This is a genomic window from Mesomycoplasma ovipneumoniae (assembly GCF_038095975.1).
Lineage (GTDB): Bacteria > Bacillota_I > Bacilli_A > Mycoplasmatales > Metamycoplasmataceae > Mesomycoplasma > Mesomycoplasma ovipneumoniae_C.
In genome coordinates this window covers 616,397-642,032 of sequence record NZ_CP146003.1, presented here as the reverse complement: position 1 = coordinate 642,032, position 25,636 = coordinate 616,397, and the positions used below count along the sequence as shown (strand labels likewise).

The 25,636-nt window shown below is 29.5% G+C and carries 14 protein-coding genes; 6 read left to right on the top strand and 8 right to left on the bottom strand.

Annotation, left to right across the window (positions count from 1 at the left end; genetic code table 4):
- Window positions 1-115: 115 nt before the first annotated feature.
- Complete coding sequence (locus V3255_RS02290) at window positions 116-2,365, bottom strand: putative immunoglobulin-blocking virulence protein (protein ID WP_341516210.1); 2,250 nt, start codon at window positions 2,363-2,365, stop codon at window positions 116-118.
- 974 nt (window positions 2,366-3,339) lie between these two features.
- On the opposite strand from V3255_RS02290, the gene V3255_RS02285 reads away from it, so the two are divergent.
- The 4 genes from V3255_RS02285 (at window position 3,340) to V3255_RS02270 (ending at window position 11,045) form a co-directional block, all read left to right on the top strand.
- Window positions 3,340-4,344: an IS3 family transposase gene (locus V3255_RS02285; protein ID WP_341516209.1), complete on the top strand. Its 1,005-nt coding sequence runs from the start codon at window positions 3,340-3,342 to the stop codon at window positions 4,342-4,344.
- Between the two features lie 600 nt (window positions 4,345-4,944).
- Window positions 4,945-5,082, top strand: a complete 138-nt coding sequence (locus tag V3255_RS02280) for a hypothetical protein (protein ID WP_318090053.1) — start codon at window positions 4,945-4,947, stop codon at window positions 5,080-5,082.
- A 73-nt stretch (window positions 5,083-5,155) separates the two neighbouring features.
- On the top strand, window positions 5,156-8,065 hold the full coding sequence (locus V3255_RS02275; protein ID WP_337898912.1) for a P97 family adhesin: 2,910 nt from the start codon (window positions 5,156-5,158) through the stop codon (window positions 8,063-8,065).
- 19 nt (window positions 8,066-8,084) lie between these two features.
- On the top strand, window positions 8,085-11,045 hold the full coding sequence (locus V3255_RS02270; RefSeq protein WP_337898913.1) for a P110/LppT family adhesin N-terminal domain: 2,961 nt from the start codon (window positions 8,085-8,087) through the stop codon (window positions 11,043-11,045).
- A gap of 639 nt (window positions 11,046-11,684) precedes the next feature.
- On the opposite strand, the gene V3255_RS02265 is transcribed toward V3255_RS02270, so the two are convergent.
- From V3255_RS02265 to V3255_RS02235, 7 genes are read right to left on the bottom strand one after another with little or no spacing between them, the layout of a single operon-like run.
- A complete protein-coding gene (locus V3255_RS02265) occupies window positions 11,685-12,377 on the bottom strand; it encodes a hypothetical protein (RefSeq protein WP_318085792.1) in 693 nt (230 codons plus the stop codon).
- Window positions 12,367-13,566, bottom strand: a complete 1,200-nt coding sequence (locus V3255_RS02260) for an ABC transporter ATP-binding protein (protein WP_337897937.1) — start codon at window positions 13,564-13,566, stop codon at window positions 12,367-12,369. The genes V3255_RS02265 and V3255_RS02260 overlap by 11 nt, the downstream gene beginning before the upstream one ends.
- A 2-nt stretch (window positions 13,567-13,568) precedes the next feature.
- Window positions 13,569-14,504, bottom strand: a complete 936-nt coding sequence (locus V3255_RS02255) for a sugar ABC transporter permease (protein ID WP_337897938.1) — start codon at window positions 14,502-14,504, stop codon at window positions 13,569-13,571.
- A 4-nt stretch (window positions 14,505-14,508) separates the two neighbouring features.
- Window positions 14,509-17,559 (bottom strand): ABC transporter permease subunit, encoded by a 3,051-nt coding sequence (locus V3255_RS02250; RefSeq protein ID WP_337898914.1) that lies wholly within the window; start codon window positions 17,557-17,559, stop codon window positions 14,509-14,511.
- On the bottom strand, window positions 17,552-18,058 hold the full coding sequence (locus V3255_RS02245) for a hypothetical protein (RefSeq protein WP_337898915.1): 507 nt from the start codon (window positions 18,056-18,058) through the stop codon (window positions 17,552-17,554). Before V3255_RS02245 ends, V3255_RS02250 begins: the two co-directional genes overlap by 8 nt.
- Before the next feature lie 2 nt (window positions 18,059-18,060).
- Complete coding sequence (locus V3255_RS02240; RefSeq protein WP_337898916.1) at window positions 18,061-20,526, bottom strand: hypothetical protein; 2,466 nt, start codon at window positions 20,524-20,526, stop codon at window positions 18,061-18,063.
- A 32-nt stretch (window positions 20,527-20,558) separates the two neighbouring features.
- Window positions 20,559-20,996 carry a hypothetical protein gene (locus tag V3255_RS02235; RefSeq protein WP_337898917.1) on the bottom strand — a complete coding sequence of 146 codons (438 nt, stop codon included), beginning with the start codon at window positions 20,994-20,996 and terminating at the stop codon, window positions 20,559-20,561.
- Window positions 20,997-21,988: 992 nt separating this feature from the next.
- Between V3255_RS02235 and V3255_RS02230 the strand changes: the two genes are divergently transcribed.
- Window positions 21,989-23,989, top strand: coding sequence for a pullulanase (locus V3255_RS02230; RefSeq protein WP_333503946.1), 2,001 nt, complete (start codon window positions 21,989-21,991; stop codon window positions 23,987-23,989).
- A gap of 11 nt (window positions 23,990-24,000) precedes the next feature.
- On the top strand, window positions 24,001-25,635 hold the full coding sequence (locus tag V3255_RS02225) for an alpha-amylase family glycosyl hydrolase (protein ID WP_333503947.1): 1,635 nt from the start codon (window positions 24,001-24,003) through the stop codon (window positions 25,633-25,635).
- The last annotated feature ends 1 nt before the right edge of the window (window position 25,636 follow it).

Genomic DNA, 25,636 nt, shown 5'->3' with positions numbered 1-25,636 from the left:
GTGAATTTTTGCCATCAAACTGAAAACACAGGAATATTATAAGTCACAATAAAAAATCCACCTTTAAATAGTAAAAGTTGGATTTTTTTATATTTAAAATTTTTAGTAGTCTAAATTATGATGAAGAGGATTTAACACTTATTTCACGCAAGGCAAATTTACCTTTTGATGCTTCTTTTTGTCTTGGATCTTTAGTTTTTTCTTGATAGAACTTAATTAGATCTTGTTTAATTTGTTCTGAATCGACAACAATTTTACTAAAAGGATAAGCATTATTTACTGCTTCAACAAAAGCTTTAAGTTGTTCTTTGGCATTTTCGCTTGGAGTTCCACTTATATTAAATGTAACATTTTGCTGATTTTGGCCAGCTTCATTACGAAAATAAATTCGACCAGAAGGACTGTCATAACGCTCAGAAATTCCACTTAATTTGTCAGTATATTTTGAGCCTTCAAAGTCTGAAACACTAACTGAAAAAGTTGGACCTGAATTAGTACTAGTTCCAGAATTACTATCTGCAGCAAAATAAATGTCGGTAAATCTTAGCTTTTTAAAGCCTTCATAGTCTTGAGATGCATATTTATCTTCTTTTCAGTTTTTAATGTTATCATTAAAAATTTGATCCACTTCATCAAATTTAAGGTTTTTAATTGTTTTAATATTTGTTTCAGAAAAATCTAGTTTTGGAGGATAGCCGCCTTTACCACCATGGCGACCTTGAAATGGCCGTTGGTAAATTTTGGAACCAAAAGCTAATTTTAAACCTTCGGTGATTTTAGATTCACTGTCTCCTTTATCCCAACGGAGTGTGTCAAATAAAATTGATCCAGGAATTTGCTCATCAGGTGTGTTTTTGTGAAAATCAGCGGCATTATTATAATCAAAACTAATAAAATCAACATCAGCAACGGCATTTGGATTAATTGCTCAGTTGTCAGCTATTGCTTTTTCGTTAGAATAGAGTTCTAATTCTTTAAGTTTTTTACCTCGAAGTGCTAACAGGCCATTTATTGCTTTTTGGTCATCTAAAAATAAAGTTAGTTTTTGGACATTATTTGGTAAGGCTTGCAAAATTTTGTCAATATTTTGGTTTTTATTTTTTGTGCCGACATTTTTAAGAACAACAGCATCGATTTTGTTGCCAACATTTGATTTTAAAAATTCTTGGAATTTTTCAAAGGCATTTTTGTCATTAGCATCAATTGAAACAGCAATAATTTGGGACTTGAAAGCTTTATGTTTATTTTGGGCGTTTTGAGTATATTGGTAAACTTTTATTGAGCCAGAACCTGAACCGGCAACTTTGTCAATTTCAGTTTTTCATTCACTGTTAGAAGAAATATCGGCTTTGTCTCAACCTTCATAGTTTTGATTAGCAATTCCTTGTGGATTACGTTGAACTCAACCTTCATTACTTAAAAGACGATTTTGGTTTCGTTGGCGATAAAGTCCATTTTTACCTGTAATTGGATTGTCATCAGGATTTACAAAAACTCAACCGTGATGATCATTAGTATCAACAGTCATTCCGCGCTCAATTAATTTGTATTCAACATCAGTAAATTTCGGACCTTCTATTGCTTGTTGTTTTAAAAATTTTAAGTAATTATCTTCTCTAGTTTTGTAATTATTTGCTACTCAAATTTGGTATCTTAGACTTTCTTCAAATACTTTTTTTTGTTCGTCAGTACCATTAGGATAATAACGGTTAAATTCATGTTTTAACTGGCGCTCTAGTTCGGCAATTTCAGCTACTCGTGCGGCAATGTTTGCCTCAGTTCTTCGTGTTGAAGCAGCAAGACCTAAACGCCAATTAGCTTTTGCCTGCTCAACTGCTCCGGGCGAAACATTAACTGATTGGGATTGTCTTGGCGAAGTTTGGACTCTTTGGGTAGTGGTTGCAGTGCTATGAACTGGCGAGCTAGCGGTTCTTGAAACACTTGGAGCTGGAATTGGAACGGTTGATTCGACTCGACTAATTACTCTTCTTGTTATTTTTGGAGCAGGTTGAGGCTTAGGGGTGGCAATAGCAATTTTTTTAACTTGTTTTGGAATTTCAACTTTTGGTGGGATTTTTTCAACTTTTTGCGGTTGGACTACTGGGGTATCTGATTCAATTTTTTTAGGTTCTGGTTTTTGGACTGGTATAAATTTAGAATTTGTAACTGGCGAATTAAAAGCGGTGTCATTTGGTATATTTTTAAGAATTATTGATGGTGCTTCTGGTGAATAAGCAATCAAAGGAGATTCTCAATTAAAATTATTTACTACTTCATTTAATGCAAAGGAAAAGCCAACAGCAATAGCGCTTGCTGCCGCTCCTATTAGATATTTTTTGCGCTTTGAGACATAAAAAATTTGCATTTTAACCTCCTAAAAACAAAAAAACAAAATTAGACAAATTTTGAATTTAAATTTTAGCTAATTTTGTTTTTAAGATAGATTTAGAAATAATTATAAATGATTTTTTAAAAAAACAAAGTTTTTTGTGCAAAAAATTTTTAAGGATTTTTAGGACGTTTTAGCCTCAATCGGCAACCATTCCCGAATTTCCCAGTTTGATGAGATAATCTTAAAAAAGTTCCGGTTTTGGGCGGTTTTTTAGTTAAAAAAGCAAAATTATAAATATTTAAACTACCTTTTTAGTTAAAACACTAACAAAAACATAAAAAAAACAACTACTATTTAAACTCAATGCAAATAGAAAACTCATTTTTATTTGTATTGAGCCTAAAAAAATATATGAAGTTTTGAAAGAGCCATAATTAAAAGCCATAAATTTGTAGATTTCTAAACGGGTAAATTTATGGCATTCCATCATATTTAAAAATATAATGGATAATTCGCGCTGTCTCACTTTTTTAGACAAAAAACATAACTAATTCCTCCTTAATTCAATATCAAATTTATTAATTCATTCTTAGTGTTGATTATTATAACATAATTTTTTTCTTAGACCAAGCATTTTTTTTTTTTTTTTGAAAAAGGTTGAGTTTAAAATAATAAAGATTAAGGTTTTATCCTCAAAAAACACGGATTTTAAACTAGGGCAAAGAAAATTAACACTAAGGGTGTTGGGTTTTTTGTCCGATTTTTTAAGAGGAGGCTAACACCAAAAGTGTTAGTTTTTTTAAATTTTCAAATGTAACAAAAAGGAGAATACTAATGTCACGACACTTTAAAAAAGACGAATTTGATATGATTTATAAAATTTACAATGAATTTGGATTAAAAAAACAATAAATTATATAAATGATATTTCGCCAGATACAAATTTTATAACCAGAGATCAACTAGTTCGAAGAATCAAAAAAATTATTAGATATTATAATAATGGTATGCAAGACCAATTATTAGATAAAAAGGGTGCAAGGAGAAAGCCAGGGAGTGGCAAACCTAAAAAACAAATTGAACCCGATTGAAACGAATTTACAAAAGAAGAATTAATAGAAATAGCTAAGAGATATTACGAAACCAACAAAGATAAATCAAAATCAGGAAAACTTAGTGAAGCCAAAACACTAAATATTCCCTACAGCAAATCTGCAAAAATTTTTAATGTATGTAGACAATCAGTGGCAAAATCTAAAACTAGAGTTATAAAAGTAAAGCAGCACAAAAATGACGCAATAATTAAAAAATCCTTTCTTGACAACAAAGGTAGATATGGCCGCCTAAGGTTAAGTGCTTATATTTCTATGAAATATAATATTGACATTCACCCTCGAAGTCTTGGAAGACATTTAAAAAGATTGAATTTAGTATGCAAAATTAGAAAACGAAGAAGAAAGAGCGAAATTAAGAACACCAAATTCGCACTTCCGGATATTGTTAAACGCGACTACAATGATAAATTAAATAGAAATATTTTTGCTACTGATGTTACATATATAAAAGCTCCCAGAGATGTTAAGGAAAACCATGTATTTTTGTCTGTAATAATTGAGCATAAAACTAAAAAAATCAGAGATTTTAAATTATCTGTAAACAATGATCTTAATTTAGTTATGGAAAATATAAAGACATTTAGGTCTATAGATAAAGATTTTGTTATTCATTCGGACCATGGATTTCAATACACTTCAAAAGTCTATATTGACAAAATAAATAAAATGGGAGGAACTGTTTCATTGTCTCGTATAGGAAATTCTTTGGATAATAGGGAGGTTGAATATTGATTTTCAATTATAAAAAGTGAATGCTTAAACGAGTTAAACTACAGTAAAATAACTTTAGAAGATCTGAAAAAAATAATTGCAGATTATATATTTTGATACAACAACTATAGAATTCAATCAATTTTAAATTGAAAAACACCACAGCAATATGCTATGATGTTATAATAATATTAAACTGTTAATTTTCTTTGCCCTAGTTTAAAATCCGTGTTTTTTGCCTTAAATCTTAATTTCATTATTTTAAAATCAACCTTTTATAAAAAAAAAAAAAAATGCTTGGTCTAAAATAAAATTATGTTATAATAGACCTCGCTAAGAATGAATTAATAAATTTTGATATTAAATTAAGGGGGAATTAATAATGTTTTTGTCATAAAAAATCAGAAAATGCGAATTTTCCGTCATATTTTTAAATATGATCCAAAGCCTTAAATTTAACCGTTTAGAAATCTATAATTTAAGGCTTTTAATTATTGCTCTTTCAAAACTTCACATATTTTTTTAGGCTCAATGTAAATAAAAATGAGTTTTCTATTTGCATTGAGTTTAAATAGTAGTTGTATTTTTTCTTTTATTATGGTTAGATTTAAAATTCAGTGTTTTTCTTTGATAGTTATTTTTTCTGGGTTTGCCAAAAAAGTTAAAAAAGTCCCTAAAACCTAAACTCGAACAAAAAAGCCAACACCTTAGTGCTAATTTTTTTGTCCCGGTTTATCTGTTAGACATATTTTTCGCCTTAATGAAATTGAAAAATATTTTATAAAAGTGGTTGATACTGTTGAGCAAGAAAAAATTGCCAAGCTTTTTGAAACTTTTGACTCACTAATTGTTGCTTATGAACAAAAAGCAGAATATTTTAAGAATTTAAAAACAAGTTTTATCACAAAAATGTTTATTTATTAACTAATCTAAGGAATTTCTTTCCTTTTTTTTTTTTTTTTTGTTAAAATTTTTTACAGAAAACATAGGAGGAAAGGTGACGAAAAGTACAATCACTAAAAAACTACTAACTAAAAAAAATATTTTTCTTTTAGGGCTAAGCACTATTGCTGGTGGAGTAATTATTGCCACTCCGCTACTCGTTTTTGCAAATTTAGAACTAAAAAACCCCCGAATTGATGTGCAAAACCAAGCAAAATCAATTTCTTTTATTAGTATAAAGGATAAATATTTAAATGCTAATTCTGACTATTTAGATCTAAAAAAGAAACTTTTGAACGACGATAACACTAAAAAAACTGACATTGATTTAACAGATTTTTTTGATTTTTACCAGACCAATAACTCTAGCATTCCTGTTAATTTTTCAATCGATCATAATTGAAAACCTTTCAAACTAGAAATTTTTGATATCAAACCTGATGATAATGAGCAAACATTCGAGGTTTTTTGGCGAGTTTTACAAAAATTAGACGACAATAAAACAGCAACTTCTGACTTATTTAAACAAAAAGTTGCTTATAATTATGTTCCAGATTATTCACTTTCTAATTTTTCAACTTATTCAGAAGAACAGCTCAAAAAATTAAGACCTTACACAAATAGTGAGGTTAATTTTTCATTTAAAAAAGAATTGACCAGGTTAATTTCAGTCGAAGATTTTCAAAAAGAAGTCAATAGCGCAAAAAATGACACCGAAGCTAGAGAAATTATTAACAAATATTTCAACCTGGATGAGACAATTTCACAAATTTTTAGCAATAAAAGCTTTTACTTTGAGTCTGAAAGTGGTATTCAAAAACCTCGCTATGATATAAATTTGGTAAAAGATCAAATTATAACTGATCGATATTTAGTAAAAACAGCAACGCCTGGGGTTTATAAATTAACCTTTGTTGCCCAGTTTTCTGCTAATTTTTCAAAGGAAATTGCCGCTGATTTTAACAAGGATTCCAAATTTTTCCTTACTACTCAGCTCAATTTAAGTAATTCTTTCCTTGATAAGTCAATTAGTGATGATATTGTTTTAAGTGAATTTTCTGACAGTGATTATTTTGCAATAAATAATTTTAGTCAAAATAATTCAACTTTAATTACAGGATGAGATTTTCTAAATTATTATAATAACGAAATTTTTGCAACCAAAGAAAATCGCGCGAATTTTCTTAATTCACTTATTGAAAAAATTGTCAAAAAACCACTAACATCAAAAATTAGTTTCCAAAATAAACTAGCAAATTTAAATTTTAACCAAATTTCAAAATTTTTAGATGTTCAAATAAAATTAGATACTGAACAAGTTAATCTAGATTTTAAAGATAATAATGTTGTTGCCCAAATTAATGGTGATATTGTTATAAAAGATAAAAGAAATGATAAAATTGTTGCTACAAAAAAATTTTCTCAAAGTATTAAAAATTTTGAAATATTAGCTCAAAATGATCCTGATTTTGCAGCTTCAGTTAATAAAGGCAGTTTGACTATTGAGCCAAAAGCCCATGAAACTGTTGCAAAAGCTAATCAAAAAGGAATTCCAAAAGACGAATTATTAGCACTAATTCAAACAAATAATTTTGATAAATTAAAGAAAGCTCTTCAAAATTCCCGTTATTATGGTTTTAGATTTGACGAAAGTCAACTAAAATCAATGGTTGACAGTTATAATTTACCAACTGTTGAAGATTTAATTAAAAATTCAAACATTGATGATGCCGCCTCTAAAGGTATAACATCAATTTATTCTAATTATTTTAATAGCGATGAGAAAATTTCACAATTTTTATCATTTTTATCAAAACAAGACATTAGTTTTGTCGCAAAATATTGGTTTGATTATCTTAAACATTTTGGATTAATAAAATCTGAAACAAATTGACCAGAAAATTCTAATAGTAATGAATTATTTAAAAAATTAAGTGAAATTAAAATTAACCCTACAAAACAACCGCGTGGTCAAACAACTGAAGAAACTGGTGGTCCAACAGTTTGACTTTTTTCATTTAATTATGGTTTTTTAAATTCTAATAAACCTCTTGAAAATGGTTTTTATATTAATAATGAGCTTAAAAATACTCTTAATTTGATGAAAACAAATTCATTTTTTAGTCCTGAATATTTTATAAAACAGATCGAATTACATGCAAAACAAATCAGTAACGCTGATTTTGCACAGCCAGACAATAAAAATAATATTGAAAATCTTACCGATTTTCTTGCAGCTTTTTATTCATTAGCTTATTCAAAACAAAAGAGCCAAAAACTTTTTACTGGTAATTTTGGTAAAGATTTTAATTATAAAATTCAATTTAGTCTGGAGCCTAATTTAACAAATGTTGACGCTTTAGAAAAACCAAATGATGAAAAATTAAAAGTAAAATATTGATACAATATTGGCCCAGTTGATAAAAACGGCGATCTAGTTAGCGTTATTTATCAAACAAAAAAATCAGAAATTGAACTAAAAATCAACCCTGATAACAAACTTTTAAGCGATGAAGTTGATAAACTAGATGAAATTGTCTCAACCTTTTCACCAAATTCACAAATAGTTTTATTAACCAATCAAGATCTTGAGGATTTAAAATCTCAAATCAAACTTGCAATTTCAACAAAGGAAAGTGAGCCAGTATCTGTTGATAAACAAGTCGAAAAACTGCCTTTTAGCAGTTATTTAACCTTTGAACACAAAGATATAGATTTAGGCTTTTATGCAATAAAAAAAGCTAAACCGAGTCAAACAGAGACAACAGGTGCAACAGAATCACAAACTACCGACAGTAACACTGACATTACTGGTGTACTTGAGAAAATTCCTAACACCGGAAACCGTGTTCAATATAATTTATTTTTATATCTTTATGATAAAAATAATCCTAAAATTGTCTCAAGTCAACCTATCCGCGTTATTATCATGGAACACACAAGTTCTCTATTATTAAAAAAGTAAATTTATAAAGGAAATTATCATGAAAAAGCTTAAATTAAATCATATAATTTTTGCAATTATAGGAGTTAGCGCGGTCGTTAGTATTTCTGCCAGTGTTCCGTATTTAATCTCCTTACAGTCAAAAAATTATAATTCAAAATTATCGCAATTTGATGACAAATTAGCTAATGCTACAAATTTAAATGTTAATTCAGAATTTAACACGAGCGAATTTGACAGCCTAGTTGCTAATTTAAAACTTAATTCAAAATTTGCTAAAAAATTAAGTGCTTCTGATGCCCTAAATTTGCATTTTGATACTGCATATAATTTTGACTTAAATAATGCAATTGACTTTAGTCAAATTAGTCAAAAATATCCAGGCCTAAATTTCAGATTGGTTGTTCCTAGAAGTCAATCAGAAGTAAAAATTGAGTCAAATAAAATAAAAAATCTTGCTGTTAATATTTCAAATTCTAGCAAAAGTATAAATTATACTGCAAGTTTTGATTTAGATTTTTTCGATCAAGACAAAACCTTGAATTTTTCAGCTGAAAATTTGAACGCATCAATTAGTCTTTTAAATCAAGATTTTTTAGAAGGAAAAACCGCGACCGAAATTGCTATTTTGTTTTATAACGAATTTAAGGAAAATTTTGAAAAAACAAAAAATTCAAGTTCAGCTTTATTTGCAACATTTTCTAAATTTGGCGGAATTTCCTTTAGTATAAATTCTGAACCGGTTTTTGTTTTTCCTTCCAATTTTGAAATAAAACCTGAATTACAACAAGAAAAATTAATGTTTACAAACATTGATGACGTTAATAATAAAATTGATTTAGCATTAGATCTATTTGATAAAAAAACACAAAAAAGTAGCAAATTAACACTTAATTTTGTTGATGTGCCTAAGAAAACTGACCAAAAAAAATCTTCTGAATTATTAAAAATTTTTAAGAAAAATTATAAATTTAACTCAGAAATTTCTAAACATTTAGCACAAAACAAGCTTAGTGTATCAGAATATTTTGCTCAAAACCCTCAAAATTTAGATCTTGAACAGTTTAATTATTGATTTACTTCAAGTTCAACCGAAAATGAAAACAAAACATTTCTAGAAGAAATTAAAAATTTAATTCCTAATTTTGATCCAAAAAGTCTCTCTTTTTCAGTAAAAGAAAACAAAAATAATCCTAAAAATTCTAATATTGTCAATGTTGGACTCAATATTGAAGGTAATTTTACTGAAGACACATTGCTTCCTTCAGGTCTAAAACTTGGTGAAAATAATACTTATACTTTCAATTTTGAGCTAGAATTTGATGCAAATGAAGAAATTTATGGTGCATATTTTAAAAATGCAATTGAGACTTTTGACAAACAAGGATCACAAGATATTGACAATTTAAGCTTTGAAATCAAGAAAGATTTGCCAATTACAGTCTTTGCTTCAACAATTGATGATAAAATCCAACCTTTTTTAAACAAACCTTACGATATAAAAAATATAACAACCCAGCTAACCCCTTTTTTCGAGGCTCTTAATTTTTTTGCAACAAAAAGTAATAAAATTAATCAAACTCCAATAGTTTCAGGTCCTGAAAAATCTGCTGATCAGCCCACTGAAGAGAGCGCTGAAGAGACCGCTGATGGTTCTGGTACACCTGAAACTGTTGCTACAACTGTTGCCGCTTTACCGACCTTATTCCAAGATCCACCATCAAGTCCACCCGCTTCTCCAAGTCCAGACTCAACTCCTTCTTCAGGTTCAGAGCCAGCTTCTCCTTCAAGTCCAGAGTCAACTCCCCCAACCCCGGCTCCAGATACAACTACCCCTCCAAGTCAACAATCTTTATTAGGTGATTACCTAAAAAAACTTCTTGAAAATCTTGAAAAATCTGATCTTCCTGAAGGGACTTCTATTTATTTTTCTAGAGATTTTCAAGATGAGACCTATGAAATTAATCTTAAGATTAAAACCCCTAATGGAGTTGAAAGAAATTTAACAGTTGAACTTGATAATGTAAATGAAGAAAATAAACTTTATAAATCTTTTTCTGATAGTGTAAAAACTCACATATTTTTAGATTGGAAAACTAATGTTGAAACAGAAGAACAATCTTTAGAAGAAGGTCAAAAACAACAAGTTGTAAAATCAATTTCAGCTGCTAATAATCCAAATTTTAGATTTAAGGCAAATGAGGCTCCTTCAAAAATATCAAAAGAGAAAGTTCATGTAGATGAACAAGAACAAGGTATTTATCTAGCCGAAGGCGGAATTTCCTTGGATAAAGATTCAAACAGCGACACTGATCTAAAATTAAAAGACGGCACTTCTTTGCTTTATGCTTTTAAACCAAAAAAATTACCCAAAATAGATTTCTTCCAATATTTTTTACTAAAAACAGGCGAAGAAGAAAATGATTTTAACTTAGTTATTGAAAAGGAATTATTTGTCCAAGGTGTTTTTAAAATTGGTGCTGAATTTATTCCTAAACCTAAACCCAAATCTCCGCCTAATCATATAAGCTTTGATATCAATAAAGCAGGATTTCAAAGAACATATAATGGTGAATTTAAATTTGAGCCTAAATTTGAAAAAGGAGAAAATAAGTCAACCCTGGAAATAATACCAAAAAATCCTCTTTCATCTCTTCAAGATTTTCTGAATAATTCTGAATCCACTATTATTTTAGGTGTGGATGTTCAAAAAAAAGATGACAAATCGGTTATGAAAATGAAGTTTTATTCTAGCGAATCTGATGATGCTAAAAAACCGATTTTCACCTGAGAACTCAATATACCAAAAGAAGCAAAATTAAATTTTAAAAAAGGCTTTACCTTTGGAACCACTAAATCAGAAAATCAAAAAGGAATCGACAATAAGGTGCCAAGATCTAAAACCGGAATCACCTTTAAAGGTTTTGTTTTATTTGACACACCTCAAACTGAAGAAGAATATAATAAACTTTTTGAAAAATTTAGATCTGAATATGTCTAATCACAAATTTTAATTATAAAAAAGCCTCGTTTTTGCGAGGCTTTTTTATAATTAAGCAACCAAATTTAGACCAAAACAAAATAAATTACTACAAACAATTAACAAAAGTGGTACAAACAAAATCATAGATAAAAATTAGTTGTCTAAATTTTTCTACTAATTTTAAAAAAAGAAAAAAATGCTTGGTCTGAGAAAAAATTATGTTATAATAAACTTCACTAAGAATAAATTAATAAATTGTCAATATTGAATTAGGGAGGATTTAACTATCTCTTTTGCCATAAAAAAATCAGAAAATGCGAATTTTCCATTATTTTTTAAATATGATGGAATGCCTTAAATTTGACCGTTTAGAAATCTACAAATTTAAGGCTTTTAGTTATTGTTCTTTCAAAACTTCATATGTTTTTTAGGCTCAATGCAAATAAAAACGAGCTTTCTATTTGCATTGAGTTTAAATAGTAGTTGTTTTTTATGATTTTTGTTGTTTTATCCATAAATTGATTTTTGCCAGTGATTTAAAATAGGTAATTAATTTTTGCAAAAAAGTAAAAAAAGTGCCCAAAACTAATAAACCGGGACACTTTTTTAAAATTATCTCCTCAAGCTTGCAAACTCGGGAAAAATGTTTAAATACAATTAGCTGTTGGAATTTTTTTGGATAATTTGGTTTATTTTTGCTTCAAGACTTTTTGTTTCAAAAGGTTTTTTTGCTAAAGTTTTGTCTTTTTCAAGAGCCCCAAATTTTGATTTTGCACTTATTTGTAAAATCAAAATTAAAAAGCTAAAAATTAGACTTATTCACATTTTTGTATAATTAGGGAAATCAGAAAAAATTGAATCTGTGACGGTGGTTTCGCCAATTTTTACATTAACATTTTGCTCAACTTGAGCCGGTTGAAGAGCGACAATAAAGAAACTTAAAATAAAAATAATTATAGATAAAGTAAAAATAAATTTATAAAATCCTTTAAGATCGCCAAATTGTTTTCATAAATAAATATGTTGGGCTAAAATTAAAAAAAACAGAATAAAACCAAAAACAATAACAAGTGAGATAAGACTAATAAAAATCGGTCAAAGTGGCAATGAAGTTGATTTGCTTCTAGCAATTTCAGTAATTTCTTGAGTCGTTAAATTAGAAAAACTACCTTTTGAAACAAAATCAATTTCCCAATCAATTCGTTCAAGAAACTGTCAAATTTGGACAAAAGAGAAAATTATAATTATTAAAAGTAAAATTTTACTTATTAATTGTAAAACTTTACGAGTAAAATATGGTGCAATAAAAAAGTAAATTTTGGCACTTCGTGATTCTAAATTAGTTATCAAGATCAATTCGCTCCTTTGTTATTGCATCAAAAATGTGAATTCGTTCTAAATTAAAACTAACTTTAACTTTTTGGTCTAAAAAGTATTCAAAAATATTGTTCTGGTTGGAAATTAGTTCAAGTTGATCGCTAACTTTAATTGCAACAAGTTGATCTTTACCAATTAGCTCAACATTAGTAATAATACCGTCAAATTGGGCATGATTTTGATTTAGATAAATATCTTCAGAACGAAAACCGACTTGTAATTCTTGATTTCGGCTTAATAAATTTGCCAATTTTTGGTCAACTTCAAATCAAATTGGCGCTTTTTTTGCTTTTATTTGGTTGTTTTCAACAACGCAATCGAATAAATTCATTGTTGGCGAACCGATAAATGTGGCAACAAAAGTGTTTTTAGGCTTAAAATATAATTCTTTTCCGGTTCCATTTTGCTGAATTTTACCGTCATTAAAAACTACAATTTGGTTTCCCATCGTCATTGCCTCAAGTTGATCATGAGTTACATAAATACTTGTAGTTTTGAGCATTCGGTGAATATTTACAATTTCACGGCGCATTGATTCACGTAATTTTGCATCTAAATTTGAAAGTGGCTCGTCCATTAAAAAAACTTGCGGTGCACGAGCAATTGCCCGTCCAATTGCAACCCTTTGACGTTGGCCACCAGAAAGATCACGTGGTTTTGAGTATAGATAGTCGCTGATTTTTAAAATTTGGGCAACATTTTTCACTTTTGAGTCAATAATGTCGCGTCTTTCTTTTGCAATTTTAAGTCCAAAAGAAATATTATCATAAACATTCAAATGTGGATAAAGGGCATAAGACTGGAAAACCATTGCAATATTTCGCTGATGGGGTGGCAGGTTATTATACCGTTTGCCATTAAAAATTAAATCACCTTGAGTAATTGAATTTAGGCCGGCAATCATTCTTAAAAGCGTTGTTTTTCCTGAACCTGAAGGTCCTAAAAAGATGCAAAAATTACCACTTTCAATTGTAAGATCGATTGCCTCGAGTGTATATTTGTCATTACCTTCATATTTTTTTGAGACATTATTAAGAACAATTTTGGCACCTTTTGTTTCTTCTTGTTGTTGGCCAATTTTTGCAACCATCTTATTTAAATCAATTTGATTTAAATCTAAATTAAGATCTTCAAGTTCAAAAAGTTTTTTATTTTTTTCCATAATTAACCTTTAATCGCCCCTTCAGAAAGTCCACCAATTATGTATTTTTGTAAATACATAAATAAACCAAGCGCAGGAAGAGCTGCAAGTAGAGCCCCAGCTGCATAAGCACCAGCATTGACATGTTTTGGCTCAACATTAATAAAAGTTTCAAGCCCGACAGCAAGAGTTAAGTCTTGAATATTGAAAAGCACAAATCTTGGTAAAATAACATCGGTAAATGGTGTTAAAAAAGACCAAAGGGCAACCATAATTATTGCAGGTCGTAAAACTGGTAGTAAAATTTTGAAAAAAACACCAAAATTTGAACAGCCATCAATTTTTGCTGAATCATCAAGTTCGCGGGAAATACTATCTAAATAAGCTTTGAGCATGAAAGTATTTCCAGAAACAGCCCCACCTGAGTAAATAATAACTAACATAAATATTGGTGAAATTCCGCCGATTTGCCCAATTTGGACTAAAATATAGAGAAAAATTAACGAAGAAGTTGCCGGAATCATTTGCAATAACATAATTATTGTCAAAGAATGTTTTGAACCTTTAAAGCGAAAACGCGAATAAGCATAACTATTTAGTGCAACTGCGGTAGTTGAAATAACCATCGTTAAAAGCGCAATTGTTAGCGTATTTCCGTACCAAGAGAAAAAATAAGACCGTTCAGAAGTAAATAAATAAGTGAAATTATCAAAACCAAAAACAAACGGTGTAATTGTAATAAGTCGAGTATTAGCAACATTAAAAGTAGCAATAACTAGCGAAACTATTGGAAATAAAACAACAACAGACCACGAAATTAAAATTAAATAATTAAGAAAAATTCAAAGTAACTCAATTGGTTTAATATCGCGCTCATCACTTAAATTTAGACGTTTTTTTGGACTAGCATTTTTGGCAACAAACTCATAACTAGCAATTTTTGACACTAATAAGTTCATAATTTTATCTCCTTTGCATTGATTTTATAAAACCACGAAGGGCAAAACTAATACTAATTAGCGCTGCCAGTGTTGAAAGTGCGGCGGCAAAAGCTTGGTGTCCGTCAATTTTTATTCCTTGAGTTGTTAGTTTAAACACTCAAGAAATAATAATGTCAGTTGAGGCCTCACCAAATGGGGAGGCATTTGCATAAGCTGGCCCACCGCCTGTGAAAATTGAAATTGTTGTAAAGTTATTAAAGGCGCCGACAAATTGTCCAATTAACATCGGCGCAATTCCCAGAAGTAGCTGGGGAAGCGTCAGTTTTCAGAAAATTTGCGATTTAGAAGCCCCATCAACCGCACCAGCTTCGTAAATTTCGCCCGAAATTGCCTGCAGATTTCCGGTAACAAGCATAAAAATAAAGGCATAACTAATTCAAGTCTGGACAACAATCAGTAAAACTCGGGCCGTACCAATTTGGTTTAGTCAAGAAATTCCGTCTTTAATAAGTCCTAAATTAATTAAAATTAAATTAATATAACCTTGTGAATCAGCGGCAAACATTGAACGAATAAAAGACAAAGAAACAAACGCCGGCACTGCTCAGGGTAAAATAAATATTAAGCGAAAAATCTTTTTACCTTTAATTCGGGAAGAATTTGTTAAAATTGCAATTAAAATTCCTAAACCAATCGGAAAAAGTGTTGATAAAACTGTCCAAATTGCTGTCCAACCAAGAACTGAAGCTAGTGATTGAAACAGTCCAAGTTGGCGATAATCTCACCATTTTCCTCATTGTTTAAGCCCAACTCAGTTGACCGTCTGACCTGGGGCAGCATGATTGTAACCATAGTCAGTAAAAGAAATTAAAACCGAAGTAATTATTGGTGCAGCAACGATAAAAATCATTAAAGCATGACCAATTAGTGAAATCATTCACGGAAATCCGGTAGTCTGGAGTCACTGTTTTGAATAGAGTCATTTTCCCGGAACAACCCCAGCTTCCATTGCTTTTGCAATTCTTCAGGCCGAAATTGCCCCAATTATAAAGTAAACTAGCACAAAAGCCATTAAAATTACCGACAAGACGCCACCAAAAAGGTAAAAACGTGCATCAGTAAAAATACCATCCCGGGGCGAGTGTAAATTTGCTCCTAAGTCAGCAAAGCCCGGAATTCCGCCCATTTTTGACCAGTAAGCCCCAAATGAAAAGGGAATTATAAAAGCATAACAAATTATACTAACAATTGAAAGTAAAGAACCTTTGATAAACTGACGAAATACAAATAATTCAGCAAGTCCTGGAAAGATTAAATTCAAAAAGAAGCTAATAAAACGGACGTTTTTTATTGTCTCAACAGGATAAGATTTTAGTGCTTCATTTGCTTTTGATTCATAAATTTTTTTGTTAACTTTTAGTTCGTTAAAATAACGGTAATTATTTGTTTTGAGAATTTGCTTGAATTTTGTTATTTTTGAGCTTAAAAACAGCGTTCTTTTTTGGTCAGTTCTTGCAATTTTGGCTTGTTTTTGCAAGTTTTTAAAGGCAGTTTTAGCAATTTCGTTTTGCTGGAGCCTTTTTTTGTTTTTTGCAACAGTTTCGACATAATTTTGCTTGATTTCACTGATTTTTGTTTTAATTTCTTCTTGCTGAGTTTTAAAATCTGGACTTGATTTTAAAACTTTTAGCTCGTATTTTGCAAGAATTTTTTCATTTATAAATTTTATCCGTGTCTTAAAGTCTTCAATTGTTTTTTCTCTAGTTGCCCAACCTAGATCTTGAAGATAATGGCCTTTGTATGAATATTGTTTTAAATATTTAGCTTTTTGGAGCAAAATTTGCCATTTTAGACTTGATTTTGCCAGTTTTTTTATCAAAAAACTACCATAAAAACCAAAATAATGACTTTTAATTAAATCAAAAAGTTGTTGATTTTCATCTTTTAATTTATGGAAAAAATCTTGTTTGTCTTTTAAAATTTGACTGTGATTTTCTAAGGAAATATCTAAATCAGGAATTTCAAAATTTTGATTTTTTTGAATGTCGTAAAATAATTTAATTGCCTGATCAAGGAAATTTATTTTTGTCTGTGACAAACTAAAGGCAAGATATTTTTGCTTTTGAACACTAATTTTACTAATTTGGGCATTAATTTCGTGCTTAAATTCATTTAGTTTGCTAATATTTTTGGACTCAAAAGCAATAATTTCCTGCTTTTTTTCGCTAATTAATTCCTTTTGGGCTGCATTTTGCTGATTTGCTTGCTGTTTTAGGAAATCGATTGCATTTTTATAACTATATTCGAGCGAAATTATTTTTTGTTTTGCTTTGAGTTCTAAATTTGCTTTTCTTTTTTTATATAAGTCAGTTTGTAATTCTTTAGTTTCAGTGTAATTTTTTTTAGCCAAAGCTGATTTTTTTAAGAGTTCTTCTTGTTTTTGCTTGATTTGCTGATAAAAATTGACAAAAAAATCACTTTTTAGTTTTGATTGGGCTAAAAATTTTTTGCCGTCTTCATCAAGAAGTTGGCTAATTTTATTTAGATCAAAGTCAAAATCTTGGTATTTTCTAATATAATTTAGGCAAACTTGGAAAATGAAGTGCTTTTTTATTAAGTCAACTTCTGATTCTAAGGTTGATTTTTTTGTTTTTTCAAATAATTTAACTTTGACTTGCGGGCTATCTTCTGTTTGGTTGAGCGATTTTGAAAAATCTTTAAATCAACTGCGAAGATTTTTGAGCTCTTTTTCGATTTTTTTAATTTCAAAACTGAGCAATTTTTCGACTGAAACTGCAAAATTAAGTTTAATATAAGTGTCTTTGAGAACTTTTAGCTCATTTTTAAAGGCAATTTTTTGACTATGTAATTCGCGTTTTAGATTATCGCGAATTGTTTGCCTGGCCCGTAAAAATAGCTCTTTTTCAATGTTTTCTTGAATTTTGATCTTATCTAAAAATCTTGAGTGCGTAATTTTTGCACTATGATAATAAGATTTTAGCGTTTTAGCTTCAATATCAATAATAGTGTCAAATTTCTTGCCATAATAATTATAGAGTTGTAATTTATGCATTAAAACCGCCATTAGCTAATTTGTATTTTGAAATAATTCGTTTAAGTCGGTAAATGTAGACTGAATAAATCAACACAGCAACAATCAACCCACAAAAAATAGAGATAAAAATTCCGCTTATTAATTCAGCACTGTTTAATTTTTCCGCTCCTTGAAAATAAGGATATCCGGCCATTGAACCAAAGACAAAAATCCAAAAAAAGTAGAACAAATAGCCAATTTTTACTTTTGAATAAGCCAAAAAAAGGTAGATTCCAAAGAAAATCACAAATAAATTTGTCCCAATATAAGCACTTAATTTTCCTGCTGCTAAATTTGAGGCTAAAATTTCGCGTTGATTTTCCTGATTTGTTTTACTGATTTGATCTAAATGCGTCCCAAAAACAAAAGGGATTAAAATTCAACTAATAAGTGCGATTGATAAAAAAGCACTTAAACTAATTAGCGAATAAAAATGTGACTTTGGTATACTAATCTTAAATTTAAAAACAGGCCCCATTTTTAACTAAAATTTACAATAACCCTGCTAGTTCCTTGGTTTGCAAGAAGAATTTTTTTGTAGTATTCAATTGCAACTTTGTCAAAAAATATTTTGGCAAAATCTTCTTCGTTTTTAATTTTGCCCAAAACACTTTTGTGGAAAACTTCTGAACCAAAAGTTTGATCATTTCAAGCACCCCAAACTGTTGAACTAAATTGCGGATTTGAGCGATCAAAACGGGAATTATCAGTATTAAGAATTCCAACACCTTGGTTTTCAATTGTCTTATCTGAGTCAATTACGTTAAGAATTTTGTCAAAACTTTTTGATTTTAAGTATTCACTAATAATTTTTTCAGCATCACCTAAGGTGTATTTGTCAACAGTTTGACCTGATTTTGTGGTAGTTTTTTGTGCTTTTGTTTGCTTAATTGTCTCAGGGCTAACAAATGAGCGAATTAGGGCAGCACTAACATAATTATTTAAATAAGCACGCGCAATTTTTTCAATTGTTGCATCAGCAGCTGGATTTTTGGCAATTAATTTTGCTTTTTCTTGAATTTCTTTAATTTCAGCAGTAATACTTGCCTCAAGTTTTGTAAGATCATGATTGTTGTCAAGAATTAATTTACTGTATTTTTCAATTTTTTGGTCTTTTTCAGATTGTTCATCACCATTTGCACCAAAAAGGAAAGCCTCAACTTTACGAACATGAGCGGTAGTATCACTTTGGGAAATATCAAGATCGTATTTTCCAGCTTTTGCATCTTTAATTCCAACTTTGAAAAAACTCTGATCAATTTGTCAGCTCTCACCATTTCCGGTGAATTTAGATAAATCTGTTTGGCCAAAAATTGTTGCCAAAGTATTACGGATTGCGGCAAATTTTTGGTATTTTTCAATTAAACTGTTAATTTTATTAGCACTTTCAACTAGGCTGGCATCAAGATTGTCTGTTTCAATTCTAGCGCCAAAAGTGAGATAATTTTCTTCTGAGCTAGCATCTGGATTTGTTGTTTTGTCTCAATTTGACTCAACTGTTTGATTAATATATTTTGGATTTGCTGTTTTTTGAATTTGGGCATTTATTGCATTTTCAATTTCATTATCGTCTGTATACCCTAAGTCTTTTTTAAGTGTTTCAAACTTGACACTAAGAGGTTGATTAATTTTTTCAACTTCCTGTTTGATTTGATTTGTTAGCGCTTTTACAAACGGAATTTTTGAATCATCTTGGAAATAAGCGGTGTTTGTTTTAGCCGAAAACATTATTTTAAAAAGATCATTTAGGGCCTGTTTTCGCTCAGGAGAAGATGAATTATTTCGTGAGTTGATCAAAAAAGATCAGGAACCTAGTGCTTGTTTAAAATCAGTTTCATTAGTTGCTTTTGTTATGTTAAAAAAAGACTTGGCATTTGCAGATTTTTCTGAGTTTTGCACATCTCAAGTTCCAATAATTGCAAATTTTAGTTTCTTTTCTTTCATTAGCCGAAAAATTGTATTTTGGGTAACATTCATATCAGATTTAATAATTTGTGCTAAATCTGCCTGTGAAATTCCTTTTTTCGACCAAATTGAATTTTTATAATCAGCTTCACTTTCATAAGCAGCTTTAAAAACTGGGTAGTAAATTTTTGCCACTGATTTAAAAGCTTCACGGAAATACTGCTGGTATTCATTGTTTTCAGGTTTTAAATTCGAATCAACAACCGGATCAATATCGCTATGAAGAAGACCAGAAGTAAACTGATTATTTTTAGTATATAATAATTTGGACATTAAATTCAACGGTTTTCCGTCTTCGTCTTTTAAATTTTCGCGCTGGGCAATTTTTTCAAGCGCACCAGCAAGAACACCATTTCCGTACCAAAAGTCTTGGATTCTAAACAGACCTTCACCTTTTTCAACAAGCTCGGCAAGCGAATCTGTGTCTGCATTTTGCAAAATTGTCCGAGTTTGGTCTTCATTTTCTGTTGAGGCTAGAACAATTCCTTCTTTGTTGTGTTGGATTCCAACAAATTCTGAGTGGACTCTGTTATCTTTTAGGCCAAAAACAGTCCCGAAATTTCTCATATTTTCTTTTTCTGTCGCTGTTGCGCCAATTTGAGCTGTAATTTCATCAAATAAATTAGGTAAAAAATCATTAAGATAAGAAACTGCCCCACCTTGGACTAAGTCGGTAATTCGGTCTTGAGGTGCATAAAAAATATCGGGTGTATTGTTTGTGTCTGTATGTCCAACTGTTGAAAAATCTAGTGCTGAAAAGACATTTTTGGAAATAGTTCTAATTTTAAAGCCATTTTTTGTTGCTGAATCAGTTTTGTTAAATTCTTCAATATTTTGTTTTCAATAATTTGTCTGGGCTGGGTCAACGGCGACAATAATTTCTTTATTATGTGCAAATTCGTTTACAGGACCCCCACAAGCTATTAAGGCAAGCGGGCTAAAAGAAACCATTCCAAAAATTGATTTTGTTATTTTCTTCATGATAATTCCTTTCAAAAAAAACACTTTTACATCTATTTAAAAACAATTTTGTGTTTAAAAAAGCCAAAAACTGAAATAATTAAGCTAAAAAAGCTAAAAAAGGGAAAAATATTAGTAAAAATTGACAAAAATGTCACCCATTTATAATCTTCAGTTTTTGAAAGAATGTAAATCAAGTGAATACATAAGAAAATATTGACAACTCAAGCTGTTATGCTAATAGATATTATGAATTTTCAAAAATAACTACTAAATTCGTTAGATAAAATTAGACTTCAATTTTCGGAAATTTTCCATTCATATTTTCCAAAAGCTAATAAAACTAATACTCAAAAAGTAGAAATTACAAAATTTCCAATAAATAAATAAAAGTATTCGATGATTTTAGGACGGTACTTTCGTTCAAGAGGTAGTTTTCCTAAAAAAATATACCGAAACCTTGTTTTTAACGTTGGTTTTGAATTTGTCATATGTTTATACGTACTCTTTTGTAATTTTATCAAAAAAAATATTTTTTTATTGAAAAAATCAAAAAATATCAAAAAATTCTTATAAAATTATTTTTTTGTGCAAAATCAATATTTTTCTTTATTTTTTGCAAAATTAATGTATAATTATTCCAACTATTAAAACATGTTTCTCCCAAGTTTCCTAGCTTGATGGCAAAAATTCACTTTTTAGTGAATACAAATAGGCAAAAATACCGGTAAATCCGTGTTTTTGTCCTAAAATCATAATTTTTATTATTTTGAATTTAGGCTTTTGCAAAAAAAAAAAAAAAATGCTTGGTCTAAGAAAAAATTATGTTATAATAAGCATCACTAAGAATAATTAATAAATTGATATTGAATTAAGGGGGAATTAGTTATGGTTTTGTCATAAAAAAATCAGAAAATGCGAATTATCCATTATATTTTTAAATATGATGGAATGCCTTGAATTTACCCGTTTAGAAATCTACAAATTTAGGGCTTTTAGTTATTGTTCTTTCAAAACTTCATATATTTTTTAGGCTCGATGCAAATAAAAACGAGTTTTCTATTTGCATTGAGTTTAAATAGTAGTTGTATTTTTTTGTGATTTTTGTTATTTTGTTATAACTTGATTTTTGCTAGTGTTTTAAACTAAAAAAGCAGTTTAAAAATTTCATAATTTTGCTTTTCAAGTAAAATTTTAGCTTTTTTAGTTTGGTTTGTTTGATTATCTAAGGAATGGTATTTTCTAGGTCAGCTTAGAAGGTGACTAAAAAAAATATCTCAAGCAATCATTGTTTAGAGACGGCCTGAAAAAATAATTAAAAAAAAATAAAAAGAATTTTTTTATGCTAAAATAGTAGAATGCAATTTTTTTATTATTTAAATATAAAAATTTAAATTTTGCATTTATTTTTCGGCAAGTTATATTAAATTATTTAAATTTTTGCCAATAATTTGCCAAATTTTTTTATTATTTAGGTGTAAACATGCTTTTTGACTATGAAAAAAGTCTAATTCGCAAAAATTCGCGCGGAAAACTATACCTAGGACCGCTTGGCTTGTTTTTGAAGGATGAAAAGTTTCATTTTTATTTTTGATCTCCTGACGCAATTTCAGTTGAATTTTTAATTTATAAACATTTTGAAGATTCAACGCCTTTTAAAGCAATAAAAATGAAAAAAACAAAAGGAGCTTGGTTTTGCAAAATTAGCGAAAAATTTGAATCATATTCATATAATTTGAAGGTTGAGCACGCTAATTCGACAACAACTTTCGCCCTTGATCCATATGCATTCAGTCTTGCTCCTTTTGATTGAACTAAAAATGAAACTCCTAAGGCCTTTTTAGTTGATATTTTTTCAGAAAAAGCCGGCCAAATGCCTTCAGATATTAACTTATTTGAAGCTGATCCCAAAATTGATGCCCAGATTTACGAGCTCCATGTTCGTGATTTTAGTTCGCTTTCAAAAAAAGTCCAATATCCTGGAACTTTTATTGGAGCGATTGATAATGGTATTTTTTCTTACTTAAATAAGCTGAATTTAAACTTTTTACAATTACTTCCACTCCATTCTTGCTATACTTTTGCCCAAAAAAGTGTTCCTATTCTCCACCAAGGCGACGGAAAAGGCCATTATAGCGTTTATAATTGGGGTTATGACCCAATTGGTTTTTTTTCACTTAATTCTAGTTTTTCAACAAATCCACAAGACCCTTATGCAAAAATTGTTGAATTTCGTAATTTTGTTGATCAAGCTCACAAAAACAATATTGGAATAATTCTTGATGTTGTTTACAATCACACTTTTGAAAATTCAGTTTTTGAAAATGTTGCCCCAGGTCATTTTTATCGCGAAAATGCTGAAATTTTTCCAGTTGGATTTGCGCCTTTAGACTCCCAAAAACCGATGGCTTTTAGGTTAATTTTAGACTCACTCATTTTTTTTGTTAAATATTATAAAGTTGATGGATTTCGCTTTGACCTAGCTTCATTTTTAGATAAAAAATCACTCAAAATTATTGATACAGAACTAAGAAAAATTAATCCTAACATTTTATTATACGGAGAAGCTTGAGATTTTAGTGATCTGCCTTTTTCTAAAAGACTAACAAAAGGAAAACAAGGTAATAATTTTGACTTTGGATATTTTAATGACACAATTCGCAACGCTGTTCGAGGTAGTGATTCACCAAATGACAAAGGTCTTATTTTATCAAAAAATGCTGTAAAATTCGGTGCTTATGTCTCTTCAATTCCAGGAAATATTGCTGATTTTGATTTTAAAGATTTTTACCACTCTAAAAAACGCTATGATCTTTTTGCTAATGAAATTAGCCTAAATTTAGCATATTTAACTTGTCATGATGGGCCGACTTTAGCAGATAAAATTTTATCTTCATCGCCAAAAATCGGAAAAAAACAATTTATCGAAACTTACCGGCAAGCACTAATGCTAGTTTCTTTTGTCCAAGGAAAAGTGCTTTTTAGTTCTGGAAGTGAGTTTTGTTTTTCAAAAGTTTGTGATTTTTCTGGAGCAACTTATCAAGCTTGCCATCCAAATTTAAATCAAAAAAATCCACCTTTTGAGTTTTTAAATGCTGATTTTTTTGATTTTAATTCTTATAAGACAACAGATTTTACTAACGGTTTAAAATTTGATATTTTAAAAAATAAGCAAATTGAAGAACAAATTTTTAATTTTTTTGCCAAAATTAATGAATTTCGGCAAAAAACCGAATTTTTTAGACTAAAAACAAATCAGCAAATTAAAGATTGTCTAAAATTTGAAACTGTTGACAAAAACAAAGGATTAATTATTTTTCAAATTGACTTAGATGGTAAGGCCGTTAAAATTATTCACAATTTTTCAAATAATCAGTATGAGTATAATTTTGATGACTTTGAAATACTTTTTAATTCAAAATTGAATAATATTAACAATTTAATTCAACCTCATCAGTCTATTTTGCTAACAAAAAAGGATTAATTTTTACTAAAATGAAAACAAATTTAAAAGATAAAGTAGTATACCAAATTTTTGTCAGATCATTTTATGATGCAAATAATGACGGAAATGGTGATATTCTTGGAATTTATAATAAACTTGAATATCTTAGTGATTTAGGAGTTGACGCAATTTGACTAACCCCATTTTATGAGACTAATTTTGTTGATGCGGGTTATGATGTTCTTGATTATAAGTCAATTTGGTCTAAATTTGGTAGTCTTAATGACTTTGCTAAACTGACAAAAAAAGCCCGTGAATTAAATATAGATATAATAATTGACGTGGTTTTAAATCATGTCTCAAGTCAGCATTCCTGATTTAAAAAGGCAATTGAATCGCCTGAAAACAAAGAGCATAATTATTTTATTTGAAGAGAAAAATTAAGCCCTGAAGAACAAAAAGCAACTTCAATTTTTGGCGGTTCTGCCTGAGAATGACAGCCAGACGTTCAAAAATATTATTTTCACCTTTTTAGCACTGACCAAGTTGATTTAAATTGAGCCCACCCCGATACACAAGCTGCTTTTGTTGACATTATTAATTTTTGGTATGATCTTGGAGTTCGCGGTTTTCGTCTTGATGCCATCAAACATGTTGCTAAAAATTTTGACAATGTTGAACAAAATCCGTATTTTTCCTGATGCAAAGGTGCTCAAGAATACCTTGAAAAATTTAACGAACTTGCCTTTAAAAATAAGCCTGATGCCTACACTTTTGGCGAGGCTAGCGGAATAACTGTTGAAGAATTAATAAAATATGGGGCTGGAAAGTCACCTTTGGCCAACAATTTTTTTAACTTTTCATGATGATGAATCGGCTGATCAAACAAAACTGGTAGAAACGGATTTAATCCAAATTGAGACTATCAAGATTTTATTAACGCCCAAATCCCTTTTCAACACAATGAAGAAATTAGCCCTAGTTTAATGAGCAATTTTCTTTCAAATCATGATACTTCCAGAGCAATTTCTCGTTGAGGACATTATCCATTTTTTTGAAAAGAATCAGCAAAATCGCTAGCTCTTTTGCTTTTTTCAATGCGCGGAATTCCGATAATTTACTATGGTGAAGAAATTGGAATGACAAATTCTTACTTTGAAAATAGACAAGATTTTGTTGACATTGACATGAAAAATGCTTTTGCTTCACTTGTTGATACAGAAAAAATTTATTCTGAATCAGAAATGTTAATTTATGCAAATATTAACAGTCGCGATTCAGGAAGAGGTCCTTTGCGTTGAAATTTAGATAAAAACAGCGGATTTTCGAGCCAAACACCCTGAATTAACACAAGCCTTGATGATCCGCGAATGAATGTTGAGACTCAAGTTTTAGACAAAAATTCAATCTTAAATTTTTATAAAAAATTAATTTTTCTTTATAAAAATGACTTAAAAGATTTGCTTGTTGACGGAACAGCAAAATTAGAAATCACCAAAGACGGAATTTGCAAAATTAGCCGTGAATTTAAAGCTGAAAAATTAATTTTTTACTTAAATTTAACAAAAAAAGAATTGCCTTTAACCGAAAAAATTCAGCAAAAACCGTTGCTCTCTTCATATCAAGATCTCAAAAAACCTGAGGATTTTTTACGCCCGTTTGAGTCAATTTTAATTAAGGAATAAA